At 58.9% G+C, this 21,752-nt stretch carries 18 protein-coding genes and 1 riboswitch; of the genes, 5 read left to right on the forward strand and 13 right to left on the reverse strand.

From position 1 onward, the window contains the following. Positions 1–125 precede the first annotated feature (125 nt). The 4 genes from GOW56_RS18900 to GOW56_RS18915 all read right to left on the reverse strand — a co-directional run bounded on the left by GOW56_RS18900 (position 126) and on the right by GOW56_RS18915 (position 6,738). The gene (locus tag GOW56_RS18900) at positions 126–2,666 is read right to left on the reverse strand and encodes a pyruvate, phosphate dikinase (RefSeq protein ID WP_171206863.1); all 2,541 of its coding nucleotides are present in this window, start codon (positions 2,664–2,666) and stop codon (positions 126–128) included. An 89-nt stretch (positions 2,667–2,755) separates the two neighbouring features. Beyond that, positions 2,756–4,990 (reverse strand): glycine--tRNA ligase subunit beta, encoded by a 2,235-nt coding sequence (glyS, locus tag GOW56_RS18905; RefSeq protein ID WP_171206864.1) that lies wholly within the window; start codon positions 4,988–4,990, stop codon positions 2,756–2,758. Positions 4,991–4,999: 9 nt separating this feature from the next. Beyond that, the gene (gene gltS, locus GOW56_RS18910) at positions 5,000–6,208 is read right to left on the reverse strand and encodes a sodium/glutamate symporter (protein WP_171206865.1); all 1,209 of its coding nucleotides are present in this window, start codon (positions 6,206–6,208) and stop codon (positions 5,000–5,002) included. A gap of 8 nt (positions 6,209–6,216) precedes the next feature. Further along, positions 6,217–6,738, reverse strand: a complete 522-nt coding sequence (locus GOW56_RS18915; protein ID WP_171206866.1) for a DUF6446 family protein — start codon at positions 6,736–6,738, stop codon at positions 6,217–6,219. Positions 6,739–6,816: 78 nt separating this feature from the next. On the opposite strand from GOW56_RS18915, the gene GOW56_RS18920 reads away from it, so the two are divergent. Then, positions 6,817–7,449, forward strand: a complete 633-nt coding sequence (locus GOW56_RS18920) for a MarC family protein (protein ID WP_171206867.1) — start codon at positions 6,817–6,819, stop codon at positions 7,447–7,449. A gap of 8 nt (positions 7,450–7,457) precedes the next feature. Here GOW56_RS18920 and GOW56_RS18925 read toward each other — a convergent pair whose 3' ends face one another. Further along, the gene (locus tag GOW56_RS18925) at positions 7,458–8,387 is read right to left on the reverse strand and encodes a glycine--tRNA ligase subunit alpha (RefSeq protein ID WP_152457612.1); all 930 of its coding nucleotides are present in this window, start codon (positions 8,385–8,387) and stop codon (positions 7,458–7,460) included. A gap of 206 nt (positions 8,388–8,593) precedes the next feature. On the opposite strand from GOW56_RS18925, the gene GOW56_RS18930 reads away from it, so the two are divergent. After that, positions 8,594–10,333: a serine protease gene (locus tag GOW56_RS18930; RefSeq protein WP_171206868.1), complete on the forward strand. Its 1,740-nt coding sequence runs from the start codon at positions 8,594–8,596 to the stop codon at positions 10,331–10,333. 52 nt (positions 10,334–10,385) lie between these two features. Here the strand turns inward: GOW56_RS18930 and GOW56_RS18935 are convergent, their stop codons facing one another. The 5 genes from GOW56_RS18935 to metZ all read right to left on the reverse strand — a co-directional run bounded on the left by GOW56_RS18935 (position 10,386) and on the right by metZ (position 17,059). Then, complete coding sequence (locus tag GOW56_RS18935; protein ID WP_171206869.1) at positions 10,386–11,960, reverse strand: thiamine pyrophosphate-binding protein; 1,575 nt, start codon at positions 11,958–11,960, stop codon at positions 10,386–10,388. Next, positions 11,960–13,408: a TrkH family potassium uptake protein gene (locus GOW56_RS18940; RefSeq protein ID WP_152457609.1), complete on the reverse strand. Its 1,449-nt coding sequence runs from the start codon at positions 13,406–13,408 to the stop codon at positions 11,960–11,962. Before GOW56_RS18940 ends, GOW56_RS18935 begins: the two co-directional genes overlap by 1 nt. A 52-nt stretch (positions 13,409–13,460) precedes the next feature. Continuing rightward, positions 13,461–14,384, reverse strand: coding sequence for a hypothetical protein (locus tag GOW56_RS18945; protein WP_217358842.1), 924 nt, complete (start codon positions 14,382–14,384; stop codon positions 13,461–13,463). A gap of 133 nt (positions 14,385–14,517) precedes the next feature. Next, on the reverse strand, positions 14,518–15,621 hold the full coding sequence (gene folE2, locus GOW56_RS18950; RefSeq protein ID WP_171206871.1) for a GTP cyclohydrolase FolE2: 1,104 nt from the start codon (positions 15,619–15,621) through the stop codon (positions 14,518–14,520). A 232-nt stretch (positions 15,622–15,853) separates the two neighbouring features. Beyond that, positions 15,854–17,059: an O-succinylhomoserine sulfhydrylase gene (gene metZ, locus GOW56_RS18955; RefSeq protein ID WP_171206872.1), complete on the reverse strand. Its 1,206-nt coding sequence runs from the start codon at positions 17,057–17,059 to the stop codon at positions 15,854–15,856. Between the two features lie 62 nt (positions 17,060–17,121). Next, a riboswitch (SAM riboswitch) is annotated at positions 17,122–17,199 on the reverse strand. Positions 17,200–17,321: 122 nt separating this feature from the next. On the opposite strand from metZ, the gene GOW56_RS18960 reads away from it, so the two are divergent. After that, on the forward strand, positions 17,322–18,020 hold the full coding sequence (locus GOW56_RS18960) for a glutathione S-transferase N-terminal domain-containing protein (protein ID WP_171119572.1): 699 nt from the start codon (positions 17,322–17,324) through the stop codon (positions 18,018–18,020). Positions 18,021–18,089: 69 nt separating this feature from the next. Here GOW56_RS18960 and GOW56_RS18965 read toward each other — a convergent pair whose 3' ends face one another. Both GOW56_RS18965 and GOW56_RS18970 read right to left on the reverse strand, forming a co-directional pair. Further along, positions 18,090–18,476 carry a hypothetical protein gene (locus tag GOW56_RS18965; RefSeq protein WP_171206873.1) on the reverse strand — a complete coding sequence of 129 codons (387 nt, stop codon included), beginning with the start codon at positions 18,474–18,476 and terminating at the stop codon, positions 18,090–18,092. Between the two features lie 225 nt (positions 18,477–18,701). Next, positions 18,702–19,094 (reverse strand): OB-fold nucleic acid binding domain-containing protein, encoded by a 393-nt coding sequence (locus GOW56_RS18970; protein ID WP_152459842.1) that lies wholly within the window; start codon positions 19,092–19,094, stop codon positions 18,702–18,704. 127 nt (positions 19,095–19,221) lie between these two features. Between GOW56_RS18970 and GOW56_RS18975 the strand changes: the two genes are divergently transcribed. Together GOW56_RS18975 and GOW56_RS18980 are read left to right on the forward strand one after the other, a co-directional pair. Next, positions 19,222–19,545, forward strand: a complete 324-nt coding sequence (locus GOW56_RS18975; RefSeq protein ID WP_152457603.1) for a 2Fe-2S iron-sulfur cluster-binding protein — start codon at positions 19,222–19,224, stop codon at positions 19,543–19,545. Further along, positions 19,545–20,288 carry a VCBS repeat-containing protein gene (locus GOW56_RS18980; protein WP_171206874.1) on the forward strand — a complete coding sequence of 248 codons (744 nt, stop codon included), beginning with the start codon at positions 19,545–19,547 and terminating at the stop codon, positions 20,286–20,288. Before GOW56_RS18975 ends, GOW56_RS18980 begins: the two co-directional genes overlap by 1 nt. A gap of 135 nt (positions 20,289–20,423) precedes the next feature. Here GOW56_RS18980 and purD read toward each other — a convergent pair whose 3' ends face one another. Then, a complete protein-coding gene (purD, locus tag GOW56_RS18985) occupies positions 20,424–21,692 on the reverse strand; it encodes a phosphoribosylamine--glycine ligase (protein ID WP_171206875.1) in 1,269 nt (422 codons plus the stop codon). Between the last annotated feature and the right edge of the window lie 60 nt (positions 21,693–21,752).

Genomic DNA, 21,752 nt, shown 5'->3' on the forward strand with positions numbered 1-21,752 from the left:
CTAACGCAATCGAGCGCAAAGGTCCAGTCATTCGGAAAATGCAAGTGGAATCTTGCCCGCAGCGAAGATAAATTTCGCCTGCGAGTATTCTGACAACCCACTAATCCTTGGGTTTTCAGCCCCTGTCAACCCCCAAGTCTGGAGGAAATCGCCAGTTGAGCGGCAGCCAGCCGAGCGACAGGAACCCGGAACGGCGAACACGAAACATAGTCGAACCCCAGATCCCTGCAAATGGCGATTGATTCGGGGTTTCCGCCGTGTTCTCCGCAAACGGACAGGGTTACATCCGGTTTTGCGGCTCGTCCCCGCTCGGCTCCCAGCTTCAGCAATTCCCCGACCCCATCCGGATCAAGAACGTGGAACGGATCTTCGCCGAAGACACCCTGGCGAACATAAGCGGACATGAAACGGCCGGCATCGTCGCGGGACAGACCATAGGTCATCTGCGTCAGGTCATTGGTCCCGAAACTCATGAACGCGGTCTGCGGGGCGATCTCTTCTGCGCGCAGACAGGCACGCGGGGTTTCAACCATCACACCCAGCCGATATTCAAATTCCTGCCCTCGTTCTGACGCGACCGCGGCCGCCACCGAATCGATGCGGGACTTGACCAGTTCGACCTCTCGTTTCGCAGAGACCAGCGGGATCATCACTTCGGGCACGACCGGGGCGCCGTTCTTTCTGGCATCAAGCGTGGCTTCGAAAATCGCGCGCGCTTGCATGTCATAGATTTCCGGCACCGTTACGCCCAGACGAACGCCGCGCAAACCCAGCATCGGGTTGTATTCAGTCATCGCATTGACCCGGCGTTCGACATCGGAAACCGGCAAATCCAGCGCCTCGGCCAATTCCCGTTGACCGCTGCGCGTGGTGGGCAGGAACTCGTGCAAGGGCGGGTCGAACAGGCGAATGCAAACAGGCTGCCCTTCCATGATTCTGAACAGTTGAACAAAGTCTTCGCGTTGCATCGGAAGCAAACGTTCCAGCACAGCCGCCCTGCCCGAGGACGTTTGCGCAAAAATCATCTCGCGCATCACGATCAGGCGACCGGGTTCAAAGAACATATGTTCCGTCCGGCACAGGCCGATCCCCTGAGCCTGAAAATTGCGCGCCGTCTGCGCATCGGCCGGCGTGTCGGCATTGGCGCGGATGTCAATATCACGCTCGGCATCGGCCCAGGCCATCAATGTCTGAAAACAATCATCCAACGCGGCCTCAAGCATGGCTGGCTGCCCTGCCAGCACCTGACCGGAACTGCCATCGATTGTCAGAATATCACCGGTTTTGAAAACACGGCCATCGGGCGCGGTCAGCATCTTCTTTTTGGTCTGGAACCGCATGTCTGAGGCACCAACGATACACGGCAGGCCAAGTCCACGACCAATCACGGCGGCGTGGCTGGTCATGCCGCCCTTTTCCGTCAGAACCGCCACGGCGGCATGCATCCCGCGCACATCCTCGGGCGAGGTTTCGCGGCGGACCAGAACGCAGGCCTCTCCGCGCGCGGCACTGGCCTGCGCTTCTGCCGACGTAAACACGATCTTTCCGGTTGAGGCGCCCGGGCTGGCACCGATGGCCGTTGTCAGAACATCACGCCGCGCTTCCGGATGGACCTGCCGGTGCAAAAGTTCATTCAGCGCGTGGGGGTCCACACGCATCACCGCCTCTTGCGGCGGTATGATCCCGTCCTCAGCCAGACGAACGGCGATCCGCATCGCTGCGCGCGACGTTCTCTGAACCCGGACGCCATCCAGAATGTGCACTTTGCCGTTTTGAATGACGAACTCGACCTGCATTTCTTCGCGCAGTTTTTCGCGCATCAGCGCGGCTTGTTCTTTCAACTCGGCAAAGGCTTTGGGCGCGACTTCTTCAAGCGACGGTCCTCGCGGGTCTTTCTCAAGAAACAGCGCCGCCACATCTTCGCCCAGCGCATCCCGGCCCTGGCTCTGGCTCAGGTAGCGCCCCGTGATCTGCGGCATTCCGGTGGTCGAGTCGACCAGTTGAAGCACGCCTGATCCGCACTCACCCTGCCCGACGCCCGGGATCATCTCTTGAATGACAAGCCCAAGACCGGCATCTGCCGGGGCACCCTTGGCCTGCCGCAGCAGCCGGGCGGATGTCCCGTCCCATGCACGGGCCATCGAGCGTAAAACCCCGATCAACTGCTCACCCCGATCCTGCGGGAAGGCTTCGTCCGTTTCATCTTCGTAAGCGCGCAGGGAATGGCGCAAGCCTTCGCTGCCATCCATGTCGATGTCATCAAACACATCCGCGTCCAGCCGCGCCACGTGGATCGCATAGCTTTGAACGAACCTGAGATACAGCGCAGCGGCGGCCTCCGCCCCCATGGTATCGGACAGGTCCACATAGCGTGCATCATTCATGCCAATGTTCAGAACCGCACCGGGCCCACCCCAGTCGGGATCTTCAGAACTTGGTCGGACGCACAGCAAGGTCGCCGGATCGAATTGCTCAAGGATCGCGTCAAGGTTCGGAACGTCGCCTTCCGCAATCTGATGGACCGCATCAAACGACAAGGCGACGGTCCGGGGCACCGGCAGGTCCAGTCGGACCAGCCGTTGCAGACACTTGGCCCGCCCGCCATGGGTATGGGCCGTGACCGGAGCATCGGATGTAATGAGCGTGGTATGCGGATTATTCTGCACTGCAGCACCTTTTGATTTGAGTGCAGCATAAGCGCTTGCGCCCTTCGTGCAAGGGCGTTGTGGGCACGCATCACTGCGTGCCCGAGGTTTTAACCTTCGATCCGCGACAGATCGGCCACGCTGGAACAAACCTGCCTGATCTGACTGAGCAGGTTCAACCGGTTACGACGGATCACGTCATTGTCGGTGTTGACCTGTACGTCCTCAAAGAACGCATCCACCGGCCCGCGCAGCGCGGCCATCGCCGCCATTGCAGTTGGGAAGTCTTCGGATTTCAGGGCCACGTCGATTTGCGTCTGCGCCCCATCCAAAGCCGCGAAAAGCGCCTTCTCGCTGTCGGTCTCGGCGAATTTCACATCCGCACCGTAAGAGTATTCCACGCCGTCCTTTTCCTCGGCCTGGGTCAGGATGTTGTTGGCCCGCTTGAACCCCTGCACGAGGTTCTCGCCATCTTCAGTCGCGATCACTGCATTCAGGGCGCGGGCGCGTTTGACCAGCAGGTTGAGGTCGTCATTCCCCTCCATCGCGATGCAGGCATCGATGATGTCGTGGCGGATGCCCTCGTCACGGAGGAAGACCTTGAGGCGGTCGTGGAAGAAGGACAAAAGGTCATCTGACGTATCGGGTACCTTCCGTTCAAGATGCAGAAAGTCCGTCATTTGGTGCGTCCCGGCCTTGTCGCCCGCAAGCTTCTCCTTCACCGTACGGAACGCTGCTCCGAAAACACCGTGGTCGGCAATCTCATCCAACAGCTCTGCGACATGCCCGTCGTGCAAGGCTTCGTTCGAAGCCGCTTCGGCCCGAACGAGTTGCGCGTCGAAGAAACGGTCGAGCTTCAGCCGTAGATCATTGTTCAAGATCAACCGGATCACCCCCAAGGCCGCGCGACGCAGCGCGAACGGGTCCTTCGACCCGGTGGGCTTTTCATCGATCGCCCAGAACCCGGCCAGCGTATCAAGTTTGTCCGCAAGCGCCACGGCGACCGACAGAGGTGCCGCAGGCACATCATCCGACGGCCCCAGCGGCGAGTAGTGTTCTTGCGCCACAGCTGCCACCGCGGCATCCTCGCCGGCGGCTTCGATGTAATACCGCCCCATGAGCCCCTGAAGTTCGGGGAATTCATAGACCATCTCGGAACTCAGATCGGCCTTGGCCAGGCGCGCGGCTTTCTCGGCCTGATCCGGGTCGGTGCCCGTCACCGGGGCCAGTTCGCGGGCCAGCGCGGCGATGCGCTCGATACGTTGGGCCTGAGTGCCCAGCTTGTTGTGGAAGGTCACGTTCTCCAGCGCGCGGGTCCATTGGGCGATGTCCGTTTTGGCGACGCGCAGGTCGTTTTCCCAGAAGAACTTGGCATCGGCCAGACGTGCCGACAGCACTTTTTGGTTCCCCGCCAGAATGGTTGCGCCATTATCGGCGGTTTCACGGTTGGCGACGGTGATGAACCGTTCGATCCGACCTGTCTTGGGGTTCTTCACCGAAAAGAACTTCTGATGTTCTTTCATCGAGGTCTGCAACACCTCGGGCGGCAATTCGAGGAATTCCTCGTCGATTATCCCCATCAACACCACAGGCCATTCCACCAGCCCGGCAACCTCGGCCAACAGTCCCTTGTCTTCGACGATTTCCAGACCGGCGGCAAAAGCCATGTTCTGCGCATCATTCCAGATGTGTTCGGCACGTTCATCCTGTGACAGCAAAACGAATGCGCGTTTCAGCTTGGCAGCATAGTCCTCGAAAGACGTAACCGAGAACCGGTTGGGGGCCATGAAACGATGACCGGCCGTGGTGTCACCGGAACGAATGCCATCGACCTGCATCGGAACAACCTGCGCCCCTGATTCATCCGACAAGATGCACAGAATGGAATGCAACGGACGCACCCACCGCAGACTGCCACTGCCCCAACGCATGGATTTGGGCCATGGGAAATTGCGAATGGTGGCTTCCAGCACTTCGGCAATGATCTCGGCGGCCGGGCGGCCCGGTTTCTCTATGGTGGCGAAATAGACAGCGCCCTTGGGTGTCTCACGCTCTTCCAGTTGGTCGCGGGTCAGGCCCGCGCCCCGCAGGAACCCTTCGATCGCCTTGTCCGGCGCGCCAACCTTGGGCCCTTTGCGCTCTTCCCGGATTGTCGGGCTTTGCGCCAGCAGACTTTCCACCGCCAGTGTCAGGCGGCGCGGTGTGGTCAGTGCGGCCGCGTTTGAATAGGTCAAACCGGCCTCGACCAGACCATCGGTAATCCGCTTTTTCAGATCCTCACCGGCACGGGTTTGCATCCGCGCAGGAATTTCTTCGGAAAACAGTTCGATCAGCAGGTCGGGCATAGTCGGTCCTTAGAAGTTCACAATCGTCTGAATGACGATGGCATTGGCGATATCCACAAAGAAGGCGGATACAAGGGGCAGCACGATAAAGGCAATAGGCGACGGCCCATATCGCTTGGTTACTGCCGTCATATTTGCAATCGCCGTGGGTGTGGCGCCCAGGGCAAAGCCTCCGAAGCCCGCTGCCAGCACCGCTCCGCGATAATTCGAGCCCATCAGGGGAAACAGTACCCAAATCACGAAGACGACCGTAAACACCGTTTGCGCCGTCATGATCACGGCAATCGCCACACCCAGTTCCGCGATGGTCCACAACTGCAAGCTCATCAGTGACATTGCCAGAAAGGCCCCAAGCGCAAATTCAGACAGCAATGCCAGCGACGGTGTCCGTGCAACCGGCGGCGCGGTCGGAGCGATGGCCGCTCGGACATTCGAAATCACGATGCCCATGATCAGACAGGGCACAAACAGCGGCAGTTTCAGCCCCGCAGCCGAAATCGCCTCGCCCAGCGCATATCCCAGAATGATGGCAAGGTTCAGATGCAGCAGCACGCGCATGATTGTCACATGGTCAATTTCGGTGGCTGCGGTCGTTTCTTCCGGCAGTCCGACCGTATGTTCTTCGTCAGGTCGGTCCGGCGACAGACCTCGTGTTTCCACCAGAAGACGGGCGATGGGGCCCCCCACCAGCGCAGCAAGCACCAGTCCGAGCGTCGCCACGGCAACGCCAAGTTCGGTTGCACCGTCCAGACCCGTTGCGCTGGCAACTTCGGGTGCCCATGCGATTGCGGTTCCGTGTCCACCAATCAACGCGGCCGAACCGAACAGAACGCCAGCTTGCGCCGGATAGCCAAACAAGGAAGCCCCTGCCGCGCCGATAACGTTCTGCGCAACAATCGTGACAAGCGTCAAAATCAGAAGGATCAACAAAGGCTTACCACCGGCAATCAAGTCAGAAAGCCGCGCGTTCAGTCCGATCCCGGCAAAGAACAGAACCAACAGAGCGTCCCGGGTCTGCAACTCGAATGACAGTTCTACATTGGCAAAGAGATACAGAAGCAAAACCACGAGCGAAGCCAAAAGGCCGCCCGTGACCGGTTCAGGAATATTGAACTGCCTCAGAACTGCGACTTTGCTGTTGATCCGGGCGCCCAACAAATACACCGCAAACCCCAGAGTTGCAGTAATGAAGTCCGGGATCAAAACGGCGTCAGCCATGGTTTTCCTCAGTTTTCAGGGCGTTTCGGGCACTCCTCACCCACCACCGTACCGTCATAGGCTTTTTCACCGCAGTTGTTCAACGCGTGCCAGACATATCCCTTGCCATCCCTTGTAATCGCCACGATCCGGTCGACGCCGAAATGGATGTTCTTCTCACTCAAAAACGCCTGCGCCTGCCCCGATTTCAGCGCATCGCCCAGCAAAACGGCGTCGTAACAGTCAAACCAACCAGGCGCGGTCAAGGGTTCGGGGTTTTCAACAGCAATAAACTCGGCCATCTGATCCGGCTTCAGATCCGTTTCAAAACAGCCTCGGTAGCGGATCGGAGAACTGTCTGCATCGATCGCCTGAAAGTCCGAATAGGTGATTGGGACAGGCGCATCGCTTTGGTCCGTCATCAGGACCACGTCCTGGCCGGGCTGCGGTTCGACCTCATAGTAGAAACCGTAAATCTGCAAATAATACATTCCGGCCCCGGCCACCAAGGCCGACAACAACAGAACAATTGCCAGCAGTTTTCCCGTCATGTTTCAGGCTGCCTCTTTCAAGTTCTTGTAAAATAGGACAGGTTTCGTCCGGGTACAGGCATCAATGAGGTCAACACCATGGAATCCACGCTTGCTGTCGGTTTTTTCGGCGCATTGTTTGCCATCATGAACCCGGTTTCCAACCTGCCGGTGTTTCTGAGCGTCACTCAGGACCTGCCTGCCGCCGACCAGCGCAAGATTGCGGTGAAGACGGTGATCTATTGCCTGATCCTTGGCGGTGCCTTTGCGCTGGTCGGAAGTCAGGCGCTTGGCCTTTTTGGCATCAGCGTCAATCACCTGCGCGTCGCCGGCGGCCTGGTCGTTATGATGATCGGCCTCAACATGCTGAACGGAAACGAAAGCACCTCTCATCATGGAACAAAAGGAGAGAAGGAAGCTTACCCCGAAACCGATACGGTAGCCTTTTACCCGCTGGCCTTTCCCATTCTTGTGGGCCCCGGCACGATAACCACCCTGATCCTGTACGCACATCAGGTTAAAACCACGGTCGAGGCTTTTGTTTTTATGGGAGTATTTCTTGTCGTGGTCGGTCTGCTTCTGATCACGTTCTGGAACGCCGCCTGGCTGGCTGAACGCCTGTCCAGCAACGCGCGCGTGATCATGAGCCGCTTCATGGGTATGATCCTTGCCGCCATTGCCGTCAGCATGATCGCAGACGGGCTCAAGGCGCTTTTGCCCGGGCTGGCCTGATTGCCTCATCAGGCCTGAAACCCGGCGGCCTCGGTCTGCACGAACGCATCCGCACATTGTTTGGCCAACGCCCGGACGCGCCCGATATAGGCCTGCCGTTCGGTCACCGAGATCACGCCGCGCGCGTCCAGCAGGTTGAAGATGTGACTGGCCTTGATGCATTGATCATAGGCCGGGTGCGCCATGATGATGCGTTTGCCCGTCTTCGGGTCCACATGCTCCTGGCTCAGAATGGCGGCGCACTCGGCCTCGGCCTCTTCGAAGTGGCGCAGCAGAACCTCGGTGTTGGCCACGTCAAAGTTCCAGCGGGCATACTCCTCTTCGGTCTGCTTGAAGATATCGCCGTAAGTCAAAGGACTCGGCGACTGGGGGTCATTGAACGGCATGTCCATCACGTGATCAATGCCCAGCACATACATGGCCAGACGCTCCAGCCCATAGGTCAGTTCGCCTGATACCGGCGCGCAGTCATGGCCGCCAACCTGTTGGAAATAGGTGAACTGGCTGACTTCCATTCCGTCACACCAGACTTCCCAACCCAGACCCCACGCGCCGAGCGTCGGGCTTTCCCAGTCATCTTCGACAAAACGGATGTCGTGCAGGTCCATGTCGATGCCAATCGCCTCGAGGCTTCCCAGATACAGCTCCTGCAAATCCGGTGGGCTGGGTTTGATCAGCACCTGGTACTGATAGTAGTGCTGCAACCGGTTCGGGTTCTCGCCATAACGCCCATCCGTCGGGCGGCGTGACGGTTGAACGTAAGCCGCAGCCCAGGCTTTCGAGCCAAGCGCGCGCAGGGTGGTCGCGGGATGGAACGTTCCGGCCCCGACTTCCATGTCATAGGGCTGTAGAATGGCACAGCCTTTAGACGCCCAATAGGTCTGAAGCCGCAGGATGATCTCCTGAAATGAACGCGGTGCGCTGGTCGGTTCGGTCATGGCATTCCCTCTGGGCGCCTTTGCGCCCGGTTCCGTTCGGTTTTGCCCTTCCTATGCAAGGGGCAAAGGGGCGTCAACGGGGCTTGGGGTCAAGCCTGTATCTGCAGGGCCACACCGTAAATTCCCCGCATTCGCGGCATGGCTTTTCGCAAATGAATTCGCGTATTCTGCGCCAAAGCACGAACACTGCATAAGACGGGCAGACTATGACACGCGTATTTTCAGCAATCCTATTGTTTCTTCTGGTCGGCCTGCGCGCCGCAGCCGCACAACAAGATCCCGGCGTCTGGGTCCAGGTCGAGGCGCGGCCCTCGCTGCGCGAAGCGCAGGAACGGGCACAGGCCTATGCCAGCGCTTTGCCGGACGTGAACGGGTTTCGCCTGAACAGCGGCTGGTACGCGATCGTGATCGGCCCCTATGCGCGGGCCGACGCCGAACAGGTGCTGCGCGTCTATCGGGCGGAAGGCCAGATCCCGCGCGACAGTTACATCGCGTTTTCCAGCGCGATGGGGCAACAGTTCTGGCCCATCGGGGCAAACGTTCTGAACCGTGGCGCCGTCGCGGCACCAATTGAACAAGCGCCACAACCGGAAGAGGCTCCGGCAGTCGCCACACCACAGGATTCGGATGAAACCCGTGCGCAGGCGCTTCAGTCCGAACGTCTGTTGACCGCGCAGGAACGCAAGGATCTGCAAACGGCTCTGCGCGCGGCGGGGTTTTACAACTCGACCATTGATGGTGCGTTCGGGCAAGGCACCCGCCGATCGATGAGCGATTGGCAGCGCTATAACGGGTTTGACGCCACGGGCGTTCTGACGACGTTGCAGCGCAAGGCCCTGATGGATGAATACAACGCGCCGCTGATCTCTGTCGGAATGGAGCGGTATTCCGACGACAAGGCCGGGATCGTGCTCGACATGCCTCTGGGCGCTGTTAGCCTTGATCGCTATGAGGCCCCCTTCGCACATTTCAAAAGCAGCTCTGACCTGAACGCCAAGGCGCTGCTGATCAGCCAGGAGGGGGACAAGAACACGCTCCGCGCGCTTTACGAGGTGATGCAATCGCTTGAGATCGTTCCACTGAATGGCCCTCGTGAACTGGGCCGCGACCGGTTTACCCTTGAAGGACGCGGCAACGGCAAAGTGTCCTTTACGCAAGCGCAATTGGCCGATGGAAAAATCAAGGGCTTCACCCTTGTCTGGCCCGAAGGAGACGAGGCACGTCGCCTGCGAGTTCTGTCAGCGATGACGTCCAGCTTCAGCACGACGGATGCGGTTCTGGATGCCGCCGCCGGTGCTTCCGCAGAACAGCGCATCGATCTGGTGTCGGGCCTTCAGGTCCGCAAGCCTCGGCTGACGCGCTCTGGTTTCTTCGCGGATGAGAACGGGACAGTACTGACGGTTTCCGAGGCCGCGGAGAGCTGCACGCGGATCACTCTGGATGGTGATCAAGAGGTTCAACTGGCCCTGACGGACCCTGAACTTGGCGTGGCAGTCCTGCGCCCTGCAAAAACGCTCGCCCCCATGAGCGTCGCCGCGTTCAGTGCCACCAAGCCGCGCATCAAGTCGGAAGTGGCCGTGTCCGGCTTTTCCTATCAGGGCGCATTGGGTGGCCCCACCCTGACCTACGGGCAGGTCGCGGACATACGTGGGCTGAGCGGTGAGACCGGCGTCAAGCGTCTGGCGCTGAACGCCCAACCCGGTGATGCAGGCGGCCCGGTCTTCAACGACAGCGGCAACGTCGTCGGAATGTTGTTGCCCACACCGTCCGAAGGGCGCACCCTGCCCGCTTCGGTCAGCCTTGCGGCCACCGTTGATCGGTTGACCGAAATTCTTGCAGAGGCCGGAGTGTCCGGTCAGTCGAGCGAAGAAACCATACAGATATCACCCAATGAGTTGAACCGGCGCGCAACCGGCATGACGGTTCTGGTTCACTGCTGGGATTGATCCGACAGCACCTCAGCAAAAAAGCGCCGCATGAAAGTGCGGCGCATTTTCGTTACAGAATGTCAGGTGTGACGTGGATCAAGGTCGGCACAGGCGCATCGAATGCGGCCCTTACTGCACTTTGCATCTCTGCCACATTCGAAGGCGCCGAGGAGCGCGCACCAAAGGCTTCGGCAAGTTTGCAGAAATCGGGATTATGCGCCATGACCGCGTTGGGCGCGATCTGGCTGCGCACCATACTGTCCTCGATTTCCTTTAGTTTGCCATTGTCCCATAGAATGATGGGCAGCGACAATCCCAACTCAACCGCCACGCCCAGTTCCTGCATTGTGTAATGGAACCCGTAATCCCCGGCGATAACCGCCGTGGGTTTGCCGCGCCGGGCAACCGCCCCGCCAATACCGGCGGGCAACCCATAGCCAAGAGTGCCAAACCCCGTCGGATGATGCCAGTGATGAGGATAGGCCATGTCCCATACCTCTTTGGCGACATAGGCAAACTGCGTCATGTCCGAATAGATCATGGTGTCGGCCGGCATGGCCGCACGCAAAGCGTCCGCGATCGGCACGATTCCGGGCCGCTCTGCATCCACCTCGGCACGCCAGCGGGCGCGCATCTCGGCGACTTCCTCGGGTGACCAGCCTGTTGCTGGTTTCATGTCCTGAGTTGCGTGCCACAAGGCGCGGGCAAAGCTCTGGCTGTCGACTTGCAGCTTGATGGCGGCGCGATGGCGATCGGAAAGAACTTCGGGGTCGAGGTCGACGCGTATCAAGGTCGCCTTGTGCCCCAAATCCTGCCGCCACAAATCGACCTCGCCCAGCTCGGCCCCCACCGCAACGACCAGATCCGCCGACGCGATTACCTCGGCGCTGCCGGGACGCGGCAACATGGACCCGAAGTCCAGCGGATAATTTGCGCCCGGCAGCCCGCGCCCGGCATACGTGGTAAAACAGGCCGCCCCCAGCTGTGTCAAAATCTGACGCCAATCATTCGACCTGCATCCGCCGCCCAGGATGAACAGCGGCCTGCGGGCCAGGTTCAACATGGACACGACCGATGACACGTCAGGCGGCAAGGCTTTGGTGCGCAGCGCGGGCTGGTTGGGGAACGGCGCGGAGTCGGCCTCGGCCTGCAACTGCGCGATGGGCACCTGAATGTGCTTGGGGCGCGGGCGCGAAAGCTCAAATTCTTCAAACGCCCGTTCTATCAGCCCATAGGCAGCTTCGGCGGAGTTGGCCTGTACGGACCAATCCGCAACCGTACCGGCGGCAGCACGTTGATCTTTCATCTGGTGCAACTGACCCCGGACAGCCTGCGTTTCATCCAGACAGGAGGACAGAATCAGCATCGGAACCGAGTCGCTGTAGGCCTGTCCGATCGGGGTCATGATGTTGCACAAACCGGGACCGGTGATCACATAGGCGACGCCCGGCAGGCCGGTCGCGCGCGCGTAACCGTCAGCCATGAATCCGGCCCCCTGCTCGTGCCGGGCCAGAACATGCGTGATGCCGGCCTCTTCGATACCACGATACATTTCCTGGTTGTGGACGCCCGGTATACCGAAAATCACATCCACGCCACGATCCTTGAGCATATGCGAGATTTGCGCGCCAAGGGGTCTTTTCATCAGCCTCTCCAGAATTGAACGGTGAAGATCGCGTATACCGCTAAAAGCTCGAGCCGCCCGACCAGCATTCCAGTTGTCAGCAGCCATTTGGCCGTATCGTTGAGACCCGCAAAATTACCCGCCGGTCCGATCTGATCGCCGAGACCCGGTCCAACGTTCGCCAGCGCCGTCGCGGCCCCGGACACCGAAGTAATGAAGTCCAGACCTGTCAGTGCCAACGCCCAGGACAACACTCCCATCGACAGAACGAAGAACATGAAAAAACTCATCACCGAGGTCAGAACGTCCCGTCCGACCGGCCTTCCATCATAGAGCGGCATGAACACGCCATGTGGGGACCTGATCCGTTTGATCTGGCTTTTGATTGAGGCGAACAGCAACTGATAGCGAAAAACCTTGATCGAGCACGCAGTCGACCCCGCGCATCCACCGATCAATCCGATCAGGAAAAACAGCATGATCGGAAAGCTGCCCCACCCCATGTAATCGACACTGGCATATCCTGTCCCCGAAATGATCGAGGTGATGTTGAACAGTGACTCGCGGAACGCCTGTTCCCAATGATGCGGAAAGACCGAGGTCAGAAAGACTGACATGATGACAACCAGAACCAGAATGGTCGCCAGAAATGCCCGGATTTGACTGTCTTTCCATAACGACGCCGTATGACCATTGGCCAACTGGACATAGCGCACAAAGGGAAGAGCCGCCAGTATCATGAAGACGGATGCAGCATATTCGGCCGGGCCTGAAAATGTTCCAAACGAGGCATCATAGTTCGAAAAACCGCCCGTGGACACCGTCGTGAAAGCATGCACTAACGCGTCAAAAAAGCTCATCCCAAACGCGGCATAGACCAGCACGCACACAAGAGTCAGGAAGACGTAGATCAGGGAAATCTGCCCCGCAATCTCCTGCGCGCGAGGCAGGATTTTCCCCATGGTTTCAAATCCTTCCGAGCGGAAGATTTGCATGCCACCAACCCGCAATTCGGGCAGGAATACCATCGCGACGACGATGATACCGATGCCTCCCAGCCATTGCAGGATACCGCGCCACAACAAAAGGCCCTTTGGCAGCGTGTCCAACCCTGATATTACGGTCGAACCGGTCGTCGTAAGGCCTGACATCGCCTCAAAATAGGCATCGACAAAGCGCAGCTCGGTTTCACCGAACAGAAACGGGATTGCACCAAACACCGGCAGCGCGACCCAAACACCGGTTGTCAGCAAAAAGGTCTGCCGGATGGTCAGCCCCTCGCCCACACCGTTCGAGCAACTCATCGCCAGGACGGATCCGGTCAGCATTGTGATTATCGCGCTTTCCAGGAACACATTCCATTCGCCGCGACCTTCGATAATGTCCGCGAGCATAGGAAACAGCATGGTCGCCCCAAGAATGGCGACCAGCAAGCCAATCACATATCCGACCGGGCGAAGATCCATCATAACGCGCAGCGTTGGCGCGCCAGCCCGACCGTGTCAAGCAGATGATCCCGGTTTACGTGTCTGTTTTGGTATCCGCTCCCGGCATTGCGGGCGGTTTCGACGGCGGTCGCGTTTTGCGCGCCTGCGGTTTTGATTGTTCTGCCGATGCCGCAGGTTTTGACCGCGCAGCAGCGGGCGCCGACTGCTGAGTTTCTGCTTTGGGAGCAAGGGGCGCGGTTTTTGCTGGGGTCGAAACGGTTTGTTCGATAGGCTTAGCGGCTTTGGCACGCGCAGCAGGTGCCTTGGTCGCAGAAGCCGCCGGTCGGGTACGAGGTTTTTTTGCCGGGGCCGACGCGCGAGAGGAAGACGTGGTTGCAGTCGCGTTCCGCGCAGCCGGTTTGGCGTTTTTTGCAACAGCTGCAGCCGGTTTCGATTCTGTTTTTGGCTGCGGCGCCGGTTTGGGTGCTGGTTTTGGTACCGGCTTTGCTATCGCCGCAGGTTCAGCCTTTGGCGTGACGGCGGCGCGCGGCTTCGCGGAAAACTCCGCAGGTTTGGGCTCAGGTTTACCGGCGGTGACCTTCGTTACGGTTTTTTTCACTGCTGCGGTCTTTTTGACGGCAGCTTTTTGCACACGCGGCGCAGTGGCTTTTGCCTTGACCGTCGTCTTTTCCACCGGCTTTTCCGGGGACGCCGCAGCCACGTGCAACGCCTGCACAGGAGCCATCGGCAATTCGAACGCTGAACGGGCTACGATCTGCATGATCTTCATCTGGTTGACCATTGCGTAACCAGCCATGCGAATTGCCGCAGCTTGAAACTCCAGCGGTTGGGTAATCGGATTCATTACATGCTTCTCCTGTAATAACGATGCAGCACAAATGTGATGGATAAAACGCCTTGCCCTCTTCGATTTCTCGAACGGTGGTCGCGGTCTTGCAGTCCAAGGCGTCTCACGTCTCGGCATCCTTTTCGGGGCGGCCAGCCAATCAAATGGCAAGCATCCAGCTGCTGCATTCACGATAGATATACAACAAACGACTGCGCAAATGCAGCATTTTTGCTGCATTGCGGCAAAAGAACGCCTACCGCCGCAATCTCTGATTAAATCCTAATCGCTTACACGGCGGTGTTCACCCAACGTGAAACAAAGTGTTGAACAATCTTGGATCCAAGCTGGATGCCGCAAAGGTTGGGCCTTCGGTCAGAATCGACACAGCGTCGTGGCTATGCAGGCTTTCCTGATGGCTGGCTATTATCCGGAAATCACCAACATGATGATCTGCCAGCAATTCAGCGCAGAACAAGCGCGCCGCATCTTCGACAAAAATCGGATTGGCTGCGTTCAACTCGGCAAAAGCCTGTTCGTCTTCACGTTTGACCATGACCTGAGTTTCGGTCGGCACCGCGCGTCGGCACAACCCGATCAGGTCTTCAAACCAAAGACAATCGGCATCGCAATCCACCACCACGGAAATCCGCGCGACAGATCGTTGCGAATGCGGTGTCGCCAGTTGTCCCCGCATGGCACGAGCATGTTCGCTCAACTCCAGAGAGCACGGGCAGGTCGAGGAATAGACATAGTCCAGATGCATGATCTTCTGGCGCACACCGCCCGACTCCACCAGTTCCAGTGCGATGTCGTAATATTGATATCCTTCCAGACCTGATCTCAGGCTCTTGACCTTGTCGGGGTAAGAAAACCGCATTTGGATACGAGCGTCAAAGCTGTCCAGATCGGTCATATAGTCGTCAAGCGCCGCCTGCATCACTTCGAAGCTGAATGTACGCTCGGCATGTTTGTAAAAAGACCGCATGATCCGGGACATATTGATGCCCTTTTTCTCGGCCTCAAGGCTGACGGTGCCCGTAACAGACGTCTCAAGCGTCAGGTCTTCCCCATCTTTCCGATGGAAACGGATCGGCAGGCGAAAGTTCGAGATGCCAACATGCTGAATCTGTTGTTTGGCACCGCGTATCAAGCTGGACGGGCCGTTTTGCAAGTCGGGCAAAGACGCGCGGTAATTCGCGTCAACCGAGAAACCCTCCGGGTACTCGCGCGAAAGCGAAGGATAGTTCACCTGCGTCAGGCCGGGCACCAGCCGCGCAATAGCCGGATCCAGCTGGGTGATCTCGGATGCCGTCGCAGATTCCGCCCATTGCCGCAGAACTTTCAGGGCCTCGGCGGCTTTTTCCTGATCCGGGGTCTCATCAATGTCGCGCGGGTGGATGTTCATCGGCTGCGGTTCCTCGATTGGTCGTAGAAATATATACGACTGCAGGTGATTTACCAGTTTAACCCAATACGCAGGCAATAGCAGTCCGGATTGAAAAAACCGGCGCAAAACCGTCATTCTGCAACGAAATACGCCTTTCGCAGACACAAAGGCCAAGCTTCAACCGCGAACACCACCCGGAAAGACGCCGCGTTCACAGATAACGCGACGACCCCTAGTGGTAAGAGGCTTGTCACTGTGCTGCTGTTTGCTTCTGCGAAGCCTCCAATGCCTGCTGGATGTCTGCCAGCAGGTCTCCGGCGTCTTCCAGGCCAACGGAAAAACGGATCAGGCCCGGCGTAATGCCCAACTCGTCCTTCTGCGCATCGCTCAGACGCTGGTGCGTTGTGGTCGCCGGGTGCGTTGCGATCGACTTGGCATCGCCCAGATTGTTCGAGATCACAGGAATGGTCAGCGCATTGAGGAAAGCAAAAGCCGCGTCCTTGCCGCCCTTGACATCCAAGGACAATACAGTCCCGCCTTTTCCACCAAGTTGCGATTGAACCAGAGCATTTTGCGCGTGGGTCTTCAAACCGGGGTAAAGGGTGCGCGCCAACGCGTGATGCCCTTCCAGCGCCTCTGCGATCCGTTGTGCACTGTCGGCCTGCGCATTGACGCGCAGCGCCATGGTTTCCAGACCTTTGAGCATGACCCAGGCATTGAACGGGCTGAGCGCGCCGCCGGTATGCTTCAGATACGGCTCGACGGTTCCGCGGATGAAATCCCTGGTGCCGATGATGACACCGCCCAGCGCACGGCCCTGTCCGTCAATATGCTTGGTCGCCGAATAAACGACTACATCCGCGCCCTGTTCTATCGCGCGCGAAAAGACGGGCGTCGAAAACACGTTGTCCACCACCACAATCGCCCCAACGGCATGGGCCAACTTTGACACGGATGCGATGTCGATCACTTCAAGAGTCGGGTTCGACATCGACTCGAAGAAGACCGCCTTGGTGTCCGGGCGGATCGCTGTCTGCCATTGCTCCAGATCGGTGCCGTCCACAAAAGTCACCTCGACGCCAAAACGGGTCAGGATGTTTTCCAGAATGTACAGGCAGGACCCGAACAGTGCCTTTGCTGAAACAACATGGTCCCCGGCCTTCAGCATCGAGGTCAGCGCACCGTTCACCGCCGCCATGCCCGAGGCCGTCGCGAACGCATCCTCGCCACCTTCAAGGGCCGCGATGCGCTGTTCGAACATAGACACGGTCGGGTTGCCATAGCGGGCATAGATGAACTCATCGGGGCCGCATTCCAGAAACCGGGCTTCGGCCTGTTCGGCAGTTTCGTACACAAAGCCCTGCGTCAGGAAAATCGCCTCGCTCACCTCGTTGTACTGACTGCGGCGGACACCGCCATGGACGGCTTGGGTGCGTTTGTTCCAGTTCTCGCTCATCTCATTCCCTTTCAGCCTCCGGCGGAGGCAAACAAAAAACCCCAGACGCGGCCAAGCGAAAGGGGTCTTTCATCCTGACCTTTTAGCGGTGTTGTTTAGCGTGGCCCGCAATCCGGTAACAAATCGCCACGAAGCTCTGGGATGGCAATACGCCCCGGGCGGTTTGCGGTCAAGCCCGGCCTGCGTTTCAGTCACGCTTTCGTAAGCGGCCCTTGCCGAACCGGCAGAAACCCGCATGATCCCTTCAACATCAGGAGAACACATGGCCGACCCGATTGATCTGTACTTCTGGCCCACACCGAACGGCTGGAAAGTGTCCATCGCCCTTGAGGAGATGGAACTGCCCTACACCACGCATCTGGTCAATATCGGAAAGGGCGATCAGTTCGACCCGCAGTTCCTGAAGATCGCCCCGAACAACCGTATGCCCGCAATCGTGGACCCTGACGGGCCGGATGGTGCACAGATCTCGGTTTTTGAAAGCGGGGCAATTCTGATGTATCTGGCCCGCAAGACCGGGCAGTTCTATGGCAAGACCGAGCGTGATCGGATCGCCGTCGAAGAATGGCTTATGTGGCAGATGGGCGGTGTTGGCCCGATGGCAGGTCAGGCGCATCACTTCCTGAAATACGCCCCGCAACTGAACCCGCCACAGGACCTGCCCTATGCCAAAGATCGATACCGGGCCGAGGTCGGTCGTCTGTACGGGGTGCTCGACAGACGGCTGGCCGAGAACGAATACGTTGCCGGAGACTTCTATTCGATTGCAGACATGTCGATCTGGGGCTGGGCCAGCCTGTGGGAAGGGCAGCAGCAAGTGCTGGATGACAAACCCCACTTTGCGCGCTGGCTGAAGACCGTCGGCGCCCGCCCCGGTGTTCAGGCCGGACGCGCTCTGCACGCAGAGCTACGAGGAGACAATCGTGACAAGCAGGCGCAGGAGGTCTTGTTCAAACGATGACTGCGTTGAAAACCCGTTTGGATTGACGCGGATCATCAGCCCTGTCCGCCTTGGCCACGGCAGGTTCGGCTAGCGAAACTTGAATTCGGGTTCCTCCGGGAAAGGCATCGGGGTGTTCCTCCAAGCTCCACTGCGCAGCGCGGCAGGATTTCTGTGGTCAACGCGCATCCGGGGTGTCAGAACAAAAGCCGCTTGCTTCTTCCCATCCGTTTCCCGCACCAAGCGTGTCATCTCTTTTCGCTTCAGACGCTGCAATTCCGAGAGGTATTTTTGGGTATTCCCAAGGTGTCTGCGCTCGAAAGAGTGGGCACTCAATGCTTCCTCGATCATTCTGGCGGTATGCACGTATCCTTTTGAACGCGTATGCTCCAACAGTTCGCCAAGGCGACCGGCAATCTGGCTCTCATCCAGCTGGACGGTTTTTTCGAACGATCCATTTCGTGTTACTTCGGGCATCTGAACTGACTCTGAGAAGATGTTGAGTAGCGTGCCGTCGCGCCTGCGTTCAGACACAGGCCGACGCATAGAGATGCCCGCAGTACTAACACGACATCAAAGAGTCGACCGACCAATGCCGAATTGGCGGAAAAGCGCCTTTGACCCAGCGTGATATGCGAGAACTTACCGACATTCATCGGCGCACAGGTCTTGCTGTGCGCAAGGCGGCAAGACAGCCGCTCGCTATTGTCCGTCACGGCAGGCCGCCCCTGCGCCCTGAACCAGCATATCCAGCATCCCCGAAATATCCTCGATTTCTTCCGCAATCACATGGGTCACTGAATGCGCCCGCTGCATCCGGCCCGTCACCTTCAGCAACCGCCCCGAAATCACCGCACGGCGGAACCGTTCGTAGATTTTGCGCCACACCACCACATTCACGATCCCGGTCTCATCTTCAAGCGTCAGAAAGATCACGCCCTTGGCCGTCCCCGGCCTCTGCCGCAGGATCACAAGCCCGGCCACAGCCACGCGCGCGCCCTCGGGCGGGGAATCCAGTTGGCTGGAAGGCAGACAGGACGGCGGGCGCGGCCAATCCCGGTTTGAAACCACAGGGCGAATGGGTGTAACAAGCATAAGAACAAAAATAGAACAAACCACAAGAAAGTCCATACACGGCGCGCTGAGTCGCAAATGAGGCTGGAAAGACCTAAATGCCTTCACTAAGGAAGAAATCGAACATCGCAAAAGGAAGACGCACGCAATGGCAAAGATCACCTATGTCGAGCACGGCGGTACCGAACACACAGTCGAGGTCGCCAACGGACTGACCGTCATGGAAGGGGCCCGTGACAACAACATTCCCGGCATTGAGGCCGATTGTGGCGGCGCCTGCGCCTGCTCGACCTGCCATGTCTACGTCCACCCCGACTGGGTCGAGAAAATCCCGGCCAAGGATGACATGGAAGAAGACATGCTGGACTTTGCCTATGAGCCCGACCCGGCCCGCTCGCGCCTGACCTGCCAGATCAAGGTCACCGATGCGCTGGACGGTCTGGTCGTTCAGATGCCTGAAAAGCAGATCTGATGCACAACAATGCGCCGCGCCTGCCCCGCCGCTTTTGGCAATCTCGGGCACGCGGCGCTTTGCTATCTTTCGGACTTTGGCTCTCACAGCAACCGGCTGACGCGGCGGAAACCATCAACGGCGCCCGTTTCACAGAACCAACCACCCGTTACGCCCATGGCGTCCTGGGTGACACGATCGAATATGGCGCGCTGGAATTCACGACCGACACTACGGTCGTAACTGTTCGACTGCCGCAGGATCGCGTGTTCGAAGACCTCGCTCCGCGTTTGGCAGACGTCAACCTGGACGGCGCGCGCGAAGCAATTGTCGTTGAATCCCACGACAAATCAGGGGCTCAACTTGCGATCTACGACGCCGCCGGAGACAAGATCGCGGCCACGCCTCATATCGGTACCCGCTTCCGCTGGCTCGCCCCGATCGGGGCAGCCGACCTGGACGGCGACGGACATGTCGAGATCGCCTATATCGACCGTCCGCACCTTGCCAAAACGCTGCGCATCTGGCGCTACAAAGACAACGCCCTGACCGAAATCGCGGCTCTGCCCGGATTGACCAACCACAGGATCGGTGAAGATTTCATTTCCGGTGGCCTGCGCACCTGCGGCGACCGCCCGGAATTAATCGTGGCCAGCGCCGACTGGACGCGGATCGTCAGCGTCTTCTACGACAACGGCTGGATCACATCCGACCGGGGCCCGTTCCACGGCCGCAAAAGCCTTGCCCAAGCCCTGAACTGCTGATCCGCCTCTTCATCTGGCCAAAAATATCCTGGGGGGGGTGAGCGGTTGAAAGGAAATCGTCCAGTGGACGATTTCGACCGCGAACGCGCGCAGCGCCGGGAGGCCGCAAGGCCGAGGGGGCACCCCCCTGCCCCGTCAACCTTCCAAAGCACGCCATCCGATATCGCGCCGGTAAAACCCGTCAGGCCAACCCACAGCTTCAACCATTTCATAGGCCCGGTCGCGCGCCTCTTTCAGCGTGTTCCCACGGGCGGTCACGTTCAGCACGCGCCCGCCCGATGCAACCACCTGTCCATCGACACTCTTTGTACCAGCGTGGAACACCATGTTCCGGCTGTCTTCGGGCAGGCCTTCGAGCCCTTTGATCGCAGTGCCTTTCTTGTAAGCACCCGGATAACCATTGGCCGCCATTACAACCGTGATCGCATGGTCATCCGCCCAATTCACCCGCATTTCACCCAACCTGCCCTCGGCCGCGGCGTGCATCAGGTCCATCGCCTGCGCGCCCAACCGCATCATCAACACCTGACATTCCGGATCACCGAAGCGGACGTTGTATTCAACCAGCCTTGGCCGCCCGTCCTTGATCATCAAACCTGCATAAAGAACGCCCTGAAACGGCGTTCCCCGGCGTTTCATCTCGGCGATGGTGGGGCGCACGATCTCTTCCATCGCGCGCGCCTCCACCTCTTCGCTCAACACCGGCGCCGGAGAATACGCGCCCATCCCGCCCGTGTTCGGCCCGGTATCGCCTTCGCCAACCCGTTTGTGATCCTGGGCCGTCCCGACTGAAAGAATGTCCTCACCATCACACAGAACGAACAGCGAGGCTTCTTCCCCATCCATGAATTCTTCAATGACGACTTCCGCACCAGCACCACCAAACGCACCGCCGAACATGTCGTCAATGGCGTCCAGTGCGGTCTTTTCGTCCATCGCAACGATAACGCCCTTGCCCGCGGCCAGACCATCGGCCTTGACCACAATCGGTGCGCCCTGTTCGCGGATATAGGCTTTGGCAGGCTCAGCCTCGGTAAACCGGGCATAAGCTGCGGTGGGGGCGTTGGCCGCGTCGCAGATTTCCTTGGTGAAGCTTTTCGACGCTTCCAGCTTCGCCGCCTCGGCTGAGGGCCCAAAAACCAATATTCCGGCTTCGCGCAACCGATCACCCACACCGGCCGCCAAAGGCGCCTCGGGCCCGACGATCACGAAATCAATCGCATTTTCTTCGGCAAAGCCGACAACAGCCCCGCCGTTTTCAATATCCAGAGCGGCACAATCCGCGATCTGCGCGATCCCCGCATTCCCCGGAGCAACGATCAGGCGATCACATTTGGGGTTTTGCAGCACTGCCCATGCCAGGCTGTGTTCGCGCCCTCCGCTGCCGAGAATGAGGATATTCATGAAAGCTCTCCGATCTGCTTGGCCTTGCCTGCGCGGCGTTCTAAGCTGGGCGCGCATTTG

Origin of the sequence: Ruegeria sp. HKCCA0235A (genome assembly GCF_013033235.1) — a bacterium.
Lineage (GTDB): Bacteria > Pseudomonadota > Alphaproteobacteria > Rhodobacterales > Rhodobacteraceae > Ruegeria.